12 protein-coding genes are annotated in these 10,125 nt (G+C 68.6%); 6 read left to right on the forward strand and 6 right to left on the reverse strand.

The features are described 5' to 3' along the window. From KD1_RS13195 to KD1_RS13200, 3 genes are all read left to right on the forward strand, one after another. Positions 1-1,468 (forward strand): aldehyde dehydrogenase (locus tag KD1_RS13195; RefSeq protein WP_217995890.1); only part of this gene is annotated, 1,468 nt, incomplete at its 5' end. Between the two features lie 296 nt (positions 1,469-1,764). Continuing rightward, entirely contained in the window at positions 1,765-2,043 is a 279-nt protein-coding gene (locus KD1_RS17680) for an HNH endonuclease (RefSeq protein ID WP_217995891.1), read from the forward strand. Positions 2,044-2,144: 101 nt separating this feature from the next. Continuing rightward, on the forward strand, positions 2,145-2,828 hold the full coding sequence (locus KD1_RS13200) for an enoyl-CoA hydratase-related protein (RefSeq protein WP_245627410.1): 684 nt from the start codon (positions 2,145-2,147) through the stop codon (positions 2,826-2,828). A gap of 60 nt (positions 2,829-2,888) precedes the next feature. Here KD1_RS13200 and KD1_RS13205 read toward each other — a convergent pair whose 3' ends face one another. From KD1_RS13205 to glnA, 3 genes are all read right to left on the reverse strand, one after another. Beyond that, positions 2,889-3,194, reverse strand: coding sequence for a HigA family addiction module antitoxin (locus KD1_RS13205; RefSeq protein WP_068402650.1), 306 nt, complete (start codon positions 3,192-3,194; stop codon positions 2,889-2,891). Positions 3,195-3,219: 25 nt separating this feature from the next. Beyond that, the gene (locus KD1_RS13210; protein WP_068402652.1) at positions 3,220-3,501 is read right to left on the reverse strand and encodes a type II toxin-antitoxin system RelE/ParE family toxin; all 282 of its coding nucleotides are present in this window, start codon (positions 3,499-3,501) and stop codon (positions 3,220-3,222) included. Positions 3,502-3,659: 158 nt separating this feature from the next. Continuing rightward, a complete protein-coding gene (gene glnA, locus KD1_RS13215; protein WP_068402654.1) occupies positions 3,660-5,084 on the reverse strand; it encodes a type I glutamate--ammonia ligase in 1,425 nt (474 codons plus the stop codon). A gap of 134 nt (positions 5,085-5,218) precedes the next feature. Here glnA and KD1_RS13220 point away from each other — a divergent pair, with 134 nt between their 5' ends. Next, positions 5,219-5,650: an RDD family protein gene (locus tag KD1_RS13220; RefSeq protein ID WP_068402657.1), complete on the forward strand. Its 432-nt coding sequence runs from the start codon at positions 5,219-5,221 to the stop codon at positions 5,648-5,650. Positions 5,651-5,762: 112 nt separating this feature from the next. Here KD1_RS13220 and KD1_RS13225 read toward each other — a convergent pair whose 3' ends face one another. Next, positions 5,763-6,509: a DUF4191 domain-containing protein gene (locus KD1_RS13225; RefSeq protein WP_068402659.1), complete on the reverse strand. Its 747-nt coding sequence runs from the start codon at positions 6,507-6,509 to the stop codon at positions 5,763-5,765. 21 nt (positions 6,510-6,530) lie between these two features. Continuing rightward, positions 6,531-7,556 carry a lipoyl synthase gene (gene lipA, locus KD1_RS13230; RefSeq protein WP_068402667.1) on the reverse strand — a complete coding sequence of 342 codons (1,026 nt, stop codon included), beginning with the start codon at positions 7,554-7,556 and terminating at the stop codon, positions 6,531-6,533. 174 nt (positions 7,557-7,730) lie between these two features. On the opposite strand from lipA, the gene KD1_RS13235 reads away from it, so the two are divergent. Continuing rightward, positions 7,731-8,156, forward strand: a complete 426-nt coding sequence (locus KD1_RS13235; RefSeq protein ID WP_068402661.1) for a pyridoxamine 5'-phosphate oxidase family protein — start codon at positions 7,731-7,733, stop codon at positions 8,154-8,156. 4 nt (positions 8,157-8,160) lie between these two features. Here the strand turns inward: KD1_RS13235 and lipB are convergent, their stop codons facing one another. Beyond that, positions 8,161-8,826: a lipoyl(octanoyl) transferase LipB gene (lipB, locus tag KD1_RS13240; RefSeq protein WP_068402663.1), complete on the reverse strand. Its 666-nt coding sequence runs from the start codon at positions 8,824-8,826 to the stop codon at positions 8,161-8,163. Positions 8,827-8,896: 70 nt separating this feature from the next. On the opposite strand from lipB, the gene KD1_RS13245 reads away from it, so the two are divergent. Further along, on the forward strand, positions 8,897-10,125 hold a 1,229-nt coding region (locus KD1_RS13245; RefSeq protein ID WP_169795398.1), incomplete at its 3' end, for a serine/threonine-protein kinase.

Raw genomic sequence — 10,125 nt, forward strand, 5'->3', positions numbered from 1 at the left:
CACGTGGAAGGACGACATGACTGAGCACATGGACACCAGCGGGCAACTCGACCGTCGCCAACTCTTCATCGACGGCACCTGGGTCGAGCCGGCCAAGGGCACGACGCACGAGGTCATCGAGGCCTCGACGGGCCGGCCGTTCGCGACGACGGCCTTGGCCACGTCGGTGGACATCGACGATGCCGTCGCCGCGGCTCGTCGCGCACTCAAGGGCCCCTGGGCGCAGCTGACCCCGACGGAGCGCGGTGAACGACTCTCCGCGTTCGTCGCGGCCCTGAAGGCCCGGGGCCAGGACACGGCCGCCCTCGTCAGCCGCGAGAACGGCATGCCGATCAGCCAGTCGCTGGTCGTCAACGGCGGAGCGCCGAGCTTCATCGCGCGCTATTACGCCAAGGTGGCCGCGACGCTCGAGCTGGAGGACGTGCGGCCCAGCCCGACCGGCGGGGACACCCTCGTCGTGCGGGGCCCGGTCGGGGTCATCGCGGCGGTGACGCCGTGGAACTACCCGCAGGCGCTGGCGATCATGAAGCTCGCCCCGGCGCTGGCGACCGGGTGCACGGTCGTGCTCAAGCCGCCGCCGGAGACCGCGCTGGATGCGTTCGTCTTCGCCGAGGCGGCCCAGGAGGCGGGGCTGCCGCCCGGCGTGCTCAACGTCGTGCCGGGTGACCGGGACGCCGGTGCCCACCTCGTCGAGCACCCGGGCGTGGACAAGATCGCCTTCACCGGCTCGACCGGTGCGGGGCGGGTCATCGGGTCAACCGCGGGCAAGCTGCTGCGCCCGGTGACGCTGGAGCTCGGTGGCAAGTCGGTCTCCCTGGTGGCGCAGGATGCCGATCTCGACCTGTTCGCCTCGAAGCTGCTGGAGGTCTCGCTGCCGAACAACGGCCAGACCTGTCACGCCGCGACGCGGATCCTCGCGCCGCGCAGCCGCTACGACGAGGTCGTCGAGGCCGTGACACAGACCGTGTCCGGTCTCGTGGTCGGTGACCCGCTCGACCCGGCGACGCAGATCGGGCCGGTCGTCTCGCAGGTGCAGCGGGAGCGGATCCTCGGGTACATCGAGCAGGGCCGCTCGCTGGGGCGCCTGACCACCGGAGGTGACGCTCCCGAGCGTGACGGGTGGTTCGTCGCTCCGACGGTGTTTGCCGATGTCGACAACTCGTCGGTGATCGCGCAGGAGGAGATCTTCGGGCCCGTGCTCGTCGTGACTCCCTACGGCGACGAGGATGAGGCGATTGCGCTGGCGAACGACTCCGACTACGGCCTTGGTGGCGTCGTGTGGAGCGCCGATGCGGCGCACGGTTTGGCCCTGGCGCGCCGGATCGAGACCGGGTCGGTTGGCGTCAACCACTATGAGTTGCACGTCAATGCCCCGTTCGGCGGCGTGAAGTCGTCCGGGGTCGGGCGGGAGCTCGGTCCGGAGGGGCTGGAGCCCTACCTCATGGCGAAGTCGATCTACCGCCGCTGAGTTCTCTTCCCGGGGTCCTCACGAACGCGTCAAATGGCGCGCGTTCGTGAGGACCTTGGCGCATCGCTAGCCTGTGGCTCGTGGAATGGCGACCGCTGGTTGACGGATTCTGGGTGACGATCGGTCCCCACTGGCCACTGCCGGTGGCAATCCTCGCCGTGGTGCTCGTGTTCACTCTCCCGCTACCTGGTCGAGGGCCGGGCCCAGCACACCGCGATCCCTGGCGCACTTTCAAGTACGCGCCCCGCCGGACCGTGCTCACTCGCGCCGGGAACCGCTGTGAGGGCCCGAGGCTCGTGGCGTGGGGCCGGTGCCCGGCAGCGGCCGTCGAGGTCGATCATGTCTACCCGTGGTCCAAGGGTGGAGCGACGATTGTCAGCAACGGGCAGGCATTGTGTCGGCGCCACAACCAAGCGAAGCGGAACGTCACGCCGCCCTGGTGGTACGTACTCTCCCTCGAACGGCGTCGGCGGGGGTACTTCCCCGAGGGTGCGAACGTGCGCGTTTCGGCGGCAATGAGCCGCAGGGAGCGAGAGGCACGGGCAGGAACGCAGCGTCGGGCAGCGGGACGTTAGCAGCGTCACGAATTAGCGGAGGCGCGTTACGTTACCCTTCAGTAACACTCACCCCGGCGCGATGTTCCGGCCGCCGGATCTGGCGGCGATGCTGCCACGACGTGACGACTGAGGAGTACGACATGGTGACCATCTCGCAGGACGGGCCGATCTGGACCCTGAACCTGGGTGACGACGAGAACCGGTTCACGCCGGACTGGATGGCGGCCGTCGATGTCGCGCTCGACGAACTCGAGGCCTCGAAGGCGCCCGCGGCCCTGGTCACGACCGCTGAGGGGAAGTTCTTCACCAACGGTCTCGACCTGGAGTGGCTCACCCAGCACGCCGATCAATACGCCACGTACGTCGCGCAGGTGCAGGGCCTCATGGCGCGGATCTTGGCCCTGCCGGTCCCGACCGTGGCGGCGATCAACGGGCACGCCTTCGGCGCCGGCGCCATGCTCGCGGTCGCGCACGATTACCGGGTCATGCGTGAGGACCGCGGGTTCTTCTGCTTCCCCGAGGTGGACATCCGCATCCCCTTCACCCCGGGGATGAACGCCCTGATCATGAGCAAGCTGACGCCGAGCGCGGCGCGAGACTCCATGACGACCGGTCGGCGCTTCAGTGGCCCCGACGCCGTGGCGACCGGGTTGGTCGACGCATCGACGCCCCTGGATGGTCTCGCCGAGGCGGCCGCGGGCTACGTGCGTGAGTTGGCCGGTCGCGACCGCACCACGCTCGGCGTGATCAAGCGGCGCATGTTCGCCGACGCCGTCGAGGCGCTGCACGACGCGGAGATCTGACGCGGGCCTCGGTCCTTGCGAACGCGCGATACTCCGCGCGGTTGTGAGGACCGGGGGCTTTCAGCTCGCCACCAGGGTGATGACCTTGGCCAGTTCGGCACCGTGGAGGTCGCGCTCGACTTCGAGGTCGTAGTCGGTTTGGATGTTGATCCAGAACCGGTCGTCGACACCGAGGGCCTTGGACAAGCGCAGGGCGGTGTCGATGGTGATGGAACGCTTGCCGCGCACGATCTCGCTGATGCGGGTCTGGGGGAGCCCGGTTGCCTGGGCGAGCCGGTACTGCGTGATACCCAGCGGCTCCAAGAACTCGGTCAGCAGAATCTCGCCCGGAGTGATCGGGGCGTGTGCCTTCGATGTCGCTGCCATGATCGGGTCTCCTCTGCGTGGTTGATTAGTGGTAGTCGGTGATCTCGACGTCATCGGCGCCGTTTTCGGTCCAGACGAAGCAGATGCGGTATTGGTCGTTGATACGGATGGAGTGTTGGCCGGCGCGGTCGCCGGCCAACTTCTCCAAGCGGTTGCCGGGTGGCACCCGGAGGCTGCCAAGTTCTGCGGTTGCGTTGAGGAGGCGGAGTTTCTGCTGCGCCGCCCGTTGAAGTTCGGGTCCGAAGGCGCGGACATGTTCGCGGTTCCAGACCTTCTCTGTGTCGGTGTTCTTGAAGGACCGGATCACGCGATCTATGCTACCGTTAAACGATACTATTGACAAGCGAGATTATTGGGCGGGGTTGGTCCACCGGGTCGAACTCGGACACCACAAGGGCCCCGGTCCTCACGAACGCGCGAGATTCCGCGCGGTTGTGAGGACCAGGGCCCCGTGTCACAGGTCGATCAGATGCTGAAGTACAGGTCGAACTCGTAGGGGTGCGGGCGCTGACGCAGCGGCACGACCTCGTTGTTCATCTTCCAGTCGATCCACGTGCGGATCAGGTCCTCGGTGAACACGTCACCCTCGAGGAGGAACTCGTGGTCGGCCTCGAGCGCGTCGAGCACCTGCTCGAGCGTGAAGGGCACCTGGTCGATCTCGGCGTGCTCCTCCGGCGGCAGCTCGTAGAGGTCCTTGTCGATCGGCTCCGGCGGCTCGATGCGGTTCTTGATGCCGTCCAGGCCGGCCATGAGCTGCGCGGCGAACGCGAGGTACGGGTTGCACGACGGGTCCGGGATGCGGAACTCGATGCGCTTGGCCTTGGGGGAGTTGCCGGCGATCGGGATGCGGATACACGCCGAGCGGTTGCGCGCCGAGTACACGAGGTTGACCGGCGCCTCGAAGCCCGGCACCAGGCGGTGGTAGGAGTTGGCGCTCGGGTTGGTGAAGGCCAGCAGCGCCGGCGCGTGCTTGAGCAGCCCACCGATGTACCAGCGCGCCAGGTCGGACAGGCCGCCGTAACCCTGCTCGTCGTAGAACAGCGGCTCGCCGTTCTTCCACAACGACTGGTGGGTGTGCATGCCCGAACCGTTGTCACCGAAGAGCGGCTTGGGCATGAACGTCGCGGTCTTGCCGCCCTCCCACACGGTGTTCTTGACGACGTACTTGAACTTCATCATGTCGTCGCCGGCGGCGAGCAGCGTGTCGAAGCGGTAGTTGATCTCCTGCTGCCCGGCGGTGCCGACCTCGTGGTGGCTGCGCTCGACCTTGAGGCCGACCTCCTTGAGGTTCAGGCAGATCTTGTCGCGGGTGTCGGCGAAGTGGTCGACCGGCGGCACGGGGAAGTAGCCACCCTTGAACGCGGTCTTGTACCCCTTGTTGCCGCCCTCCTCCTCACGACCGGTGTTCCACGCGGCCTCGACCGAGTCGAGCTTGTAGAACGTCGACTGCGCCGTGGTCTCGAAACGCACGTCGTCGAAGATGTAGAATTCGGCCTCGGCACCGAAGTAGGCGGTGTCGGCGATGCCGGTCGACTTCAGGTACGCCTCGGCCTTGGCGGCGATGTTGCGCGGGTCGCGGCTGTACGGCTCGTCGGTGAAGGGGTCGACGATCGAGAAGTTCATGATGAGCGTCTTCTCGTCACGGAACGGGTCCATGAAGGCCGACGCCACGTCCGGAACGAGCTTCATGTCCGACTCGTGGATGGCCTGGAAGCCGCGGATCGACGATCCGTCGAACATCTGGCCCTCGGTGAAGAAGTCGAGGTCCAGGGTCTCGGCGGGCACGTTGAAGTGCTGCATGACGCCGGGCAGGTCGCAGAAACGGATGTCAACGAACTTGACGTCCTCGGTGCTGATGAAGTCGAGGACTTCCTGGGGCGTGGTGAACAAAGCCATCCTCCTGGAGGTGCTACGGGGCGTCGGGGCGCCGATCGCTTGGGTGCAGAGCCAACCTAGGCGGTGGCTGTTTCCCAGCCGTCACCCGGATGTTTCCGTTGTGTTACCCGACATTACGCTTGCATCCCGTGACGACATCGGACATCGGCGGCGAGTACTCGGGCAAATCTCTCGGACTTCCGCCGAGCGGACGGGGCTCGCTGGCGCCCCTGGGCAAGCGGGTTGTCGCGTTGTTCATCGACTGGATCATCGCGCTGGTCATCACCAACGGGCTGATCGCGCCGCTCGCCGGCGGGTTGAGCCTGGACGCCCAGTCGATCGTCCCCCTGGCAGTGTTCGTCGTCATGACCATCATTCTTGTGGCCACCACCGGCCGGACCCTCGGCCACGCAGCGATGGGCCTCATGGTCATCCCACGGGTGCGCCAACGGTTGTCGTGGCTGCAGGCGACGATCCGCACCGTGTTGATCGCGCTGGTCATCCCGCCCGTGGTGTGGGACAAGGACGGCCGCGGGCTCCACGACATCGCCGCGGGCACGATCATCGTCCGCAGCCGCTGACTTCTCGACTGCGCAGGCCCACACACACGGATCGCCGATCACCCACCCGGGCGATCGGCGATCCGTGTGTCGTGCGGTTGCGCTCTGGCAACGAGGCGGAGCGCGGTGGGGCTCAGCGACCCCGCATGGCCCGCCGGTCGATGCGGGCCTTGGTCGGGTCCACCCCGGCCGGCAGGTTCTGACGCACGCCGGGCAGCGACTTCAGACGCTTGTTCGTCACGGACATCTCCGCATCGGTCACACCGCGCGGCAGGCGGCGGATGAGTCGGTTGAGTTCGCCGACCCCGACGGCCCCCTCGCCCTGACCGACGTAGAAGGTGTGCACCGGGACGCCGGGCACGACCCGCTCGACCTTCTTCTGCTCCTTGGTCAACGCCTTGTCCGCGCGACCGTGGGGCCCCTCGGCGACGAGGATGACACCGGGCTTGCCCAGCGCCCGGAAGACCATGACCGTGTCGGCCAGGTCGTTCCCGCGCCGACCCGGCTCCGCGGCCACCGGCTCCTGCTGGAGGTACCAGCCCTTGCCCAGCGCCATGAGCGCCGCGCCACCGGCGCCGGTCTGCCCCTCCATCTGGCGGTACGCGGCCTTCTCACCGCGCCGGCCGAGCACGAACAGCGCCACCGAGAACCCGAGGAGCAGCCCCAGGATCAGGCCCAGCCACCAGTAGCCGAGCAGCGTGCCGATCACGGTGCCGATCGCCGCGGTGCCGAGGAGGGCCACCGCCATCCACAGGTCGATCTGCTTGTCGATGGTGCGGATCTGCCGGTAGGCCGTCCAGATGTCCTTGAACGGCTTGGCGGCCTTGGAGAAGAAGTTGCCCTTCTTCTTCGGTTCGTCTGATGCGGTGCTGCGTGCCATGACGGGAGATCCTATCGACGGTCAGGCGGTGGCCTGGGTGGGAGCCGCGAGCAGCGAGGCGGCCTCTTGGCGAGCCGGTGCCTCGGCAGCCTGCTCGAGGTGCGCCAGGTGTGCCGGGATGGGGCGACCCCACTTGTGCATGGCGGTCGCCCACAGCCGGCCGGCCCGGTACGACGAGCGGACGAGTGGCCCCGCCATGACACCCTTGAAACCGGCGGCTTCGGCGACCTCGCTCCAGTGAACGAATTCCTCCGGCTTGACCCATCGGTCGATGGGGTGGTGCAACGGCGAGGGCCGCAGGTACTGCGTGATCGTCAGGATGTCGCACCCCGCGTCGTGCAGGTCCTGGATCGCCGACTCGATCTCGTGCTCCTCCTCACCCATGCCGAGGATGAGATTCGACTTCGTCACCAGTTCGGCATCCTTGGCCATGCTCAGCACGCGCAGCGACTTGTCGTACGTGAACGCCGGGCGGATGCGCTTGAAGATGCGCGGCACGGTCTCGAGGTTGTGCGCGAACACCTCGGGGCGGGCGTCGAAGACCTGCCCGACCAGCTCGGGCTTGGCGCCGAAGTCCGGCGGGAGGATCTCGACTCCGGTGTTGGGGTTGAGCTCGTGGATCGCGCAGATCGTGTCGGCGTAGAGCTTCGCGGCCCCGTCGGGCAGGTCGTCGCGGGCGACGCCGGTGACGGTGGAGTAGCGCAGGCCCATGCGCTGGACCGACTCGGCGACGCGGCGCGGCTCATCGAGGTCGAGCGGGCCCGGCCGACCGGTGGCGATGTCGCAGAAGTCGCAGCGCCGCGTGCAGACGTCACCGCCGATGAGGAAGGTCGCCTCGCGGTCCTCCCAACACTCGAAGATGTTGGGACAGCCGGCTTCCTGGCAGACCGTGTGCAGACCCTCGTTCTTGACCATCGAGTGCAGCTGTGTGTACGACGGGCCCATCTTGGCGGTCGTGCGGATCCAACTGGGTTTGCGCTCGATCGGGGTCTCGGCGTTGCGGGCCTCCACCCGCAGCAGACGACGGCCATCCGGGGCGACGGTCACGTGATACTCCATCAGGGTCTCGGCTGGGCCGGCCGGGGTGTGGCCGGTCCGTCCATCAAGACTACGCCCCGCCGTCGACGAGACGTTGACCACCGTCTGCACGGGTCCTCCTCTGGGGGCGGAGGCGACCGACTAGGCTTTGGGGACGGAGAAGGTTCGAGCAGAGGGGCCGCCATGAACACCAATCCCACACACGCCATGACCACCGAGCAGTGCTGGGACATGCTGCGCAAGAACGAATTCGGTCGGTTGGCCTTCCACCTGGCCGGCGAGGTCCACATCACGCCGATCAATTACGCGGTCGACGGTGAGACCCTGCTGTTCCGCACGGCCGAGGGCAACAAGCTGCTCGCCGTCGTCATGAACGACGACGTCGCGTTCGAGGTCGACGAGTACACCAACGAGAAGGCCGCCTCGGTGATCCTGCGCGGCCGGGCTCGGGTGCTCGAGGGCAGCGAGGCCTACCGCGCCGACAACGTGCCGCTGCGCCCGTGGGTGCCGACCGACAAGTTCAACATCGTCGAGATCGCCCCGACCGAGATGAGCGGGCGCGTGTTCGACCTGGCCAAGCCGTGGGCGTCGATGACGCCGCAGGACTGAGCGCTCAGGCGACCGGGCCGACGGTCGATCGACGAGCGGAGTTCGGTAGCACCAGGACGTCGGTCAGGTGACCTTCGAGCACCGGCAGCACGTCGCGCACGGTGACCTCGCGGCCCAGTTCGCGGGTGAGTGAGGTGGCACCGACATCGGGGATGCCGCAGGCGACGATGTTGTCGGCGTACGACAGGTCGTTGTTGCAGTTGAGCGCGAAACCGTGCAGGGTGACCTGCTTGCTCACCCGGATGCCGATGGCGCCGACCTTGCGGTCGGGCACGGTCCCGCCGGGGACCCACACGCCGCTGCGGCCCTCGACGCGCTCGACGGCGAGCCCGAAGTCGGCGCACGTGCGGATCATGACCTCCTCCAGCCGCCGCACGTGCGCGACGACGTCGATCGGCGCCGGCAGTCGCACGATCGGATAGCCGACGATCTGCCCCGGGCCGTGCCAGGTGATCTTGCCGCCGCGGTCGACGTCGATGACCGGAGTCCCGTCGAACGGGCGCTCGTGCGGTTCGGTCCGCTTGCCCGCGGTGTAGACCGTGGTGTGCTCCAGGAGGATCACGGTGTCCTCGGCGCCGGCGACGACCTGCGCATGGACCTCGCGCTGGTGGGCCCAGGCCTGCTCGTAGTCGACGGTGTCCGGAGCCAGGCCGAGGTACTCGAAACGCATGGGCAGCAGCCTACGCCTGCCTGTGGAAAACTCGGCGGGCGGTCGGGCGATACTCGGCACACTGGGTGGTGTGAACAGGGCAACGGATCAGCGGCGGCGCGTGGTCGCGCCACAGGTGTCGGGATATCGCGTCGGCCGGCTCGTGGGGCAGGGCGCCTCGAGCACCGTGTGGGAGGGGACGAGGTCGGCCGATGGCGTCAAGGTGGCGTTGAAGGTCGTCGCCGGCGGAGCGTCGTCGAACGGGTGGCGCACCGAGGTCGAGGCCTTGCGTGGGGTCGAGCACGATCACGTGGTGCGCCTGCACGACGTGATCGCGGCGGAGCCCGGTGGTGCCGGTGCGGCGGCGTCGGCGGGGGTCACGGGGGAGCCGGGTTCGCTGGTCCTCGTCCTCGACCTGCTCGAGGGCGGTGATCTCGGCGGCGTGGTGCGCGCGCGGGGGCACCTCAGCCCAGGGGAGTGCGTCACCGTACTGGCCCCGTTGGCCGGTGCGCTGGCCCACCTGCACGCGCGCGGGATCGTCCACGGCGATCTGGCACCGGGCAACGTCCTGTTCGACCTCGCGGGGCGGCCGAGCCTGGCCGATCTGGGGACGGCCCAGGTCGTCGGGCGCCGCAGCCGCGCCCAGTGGGGTACGCCGGGCTTCGTCGCGGCCGAGTTGCTCGCCGGCGGAAACCCCGAGCCGGCCAGTGACGTGTATGCGCTCGCGGCGCTGGGCTGGTTCGCGTTGACCGGCGACACCCCGCCCGAGGTGGGTGCGCAGCGGGCGGCCCGGGAGGTGCTCGGTGATCGTGTGCCGGAGCCGCTGTTGGCGGTGCTCTCCGCCTGTCTGAGCCCCGACCCGGCGCAGCGGCCCGATGCCGTGGCGGCCGCCTCGGGGTTCTTCGACGCGGTACCGGCGGAGCCGCTGCACCTGATCCACGCCGATGGCACAGCGGGGTTGACGCGGCGCATCCGGGAGTCGGCGCTGGCCGCCGCGGAGCGGGCCGAGGCACGAGACAGTGGGGTTCGAGATGGCGGCGCGGGGCGTCGCCGGGGCCTGTTCGAGGACCCGGTGCCGATGCTGGAGCCGGATCGTCGCGAGGTGCGACGGCGGGCGCGGGTGGCGCAGCGTCGCCGCCGGGTGGACACCGTCCGGCGCGTGCTGACCTCGCGCGTGACGCTCGTCAGTGCCGGCTGCGCCGTGGTCGTGGTCCTGGGTGCGGTGGCCGCCGGTGGGCTGTGGCCGTCCCTGACCGCGACGCCGGCGATCTCGCCGACGGCACAGGCCGCGGTGTCGGATCAGGCGGTGTCGGATCAGGC

Origin of the sequence: Kribbia dieselivorans NBRC 106261, from assembly GCF_001552435.1 — a bacterium.
Lineage (GTDB): Bacteria > Actinomycetota > Actinomycetes > Actinomycetales > Dermatophilaceae > Kribbia > Kribbia dieselivorans.

Coding starts and splice junctions, on each gene's coding strand:
- KD1_RS13225 (WP_068402659.1), bottom strand. CDS start 6,509: ATGGCACGCAGCACCGCATCAGACGAACCGAAGAAGAAGGGCAACTTC.
- KD1_RS13205 (WP_068402650.1), bottom strand. CDS start 3,194: ATGGCAGCGACATCGAAGGCACACGCCCCGATCACTCCGGGCGAGATT.
- lipB (WP_068402663.1), bottom strand. CDS start 8,826: ATGCGTTTCGAGTACCTCGGCCTGGCTCCGGACACCGTCGACTACGAG.
- KD1_RS13235 (WP_068402661.1), top strand. CDS start 7,731: ATGAACACCAATCCCACACACGCCATGACCACCGAGCAGTGCTGGGAC.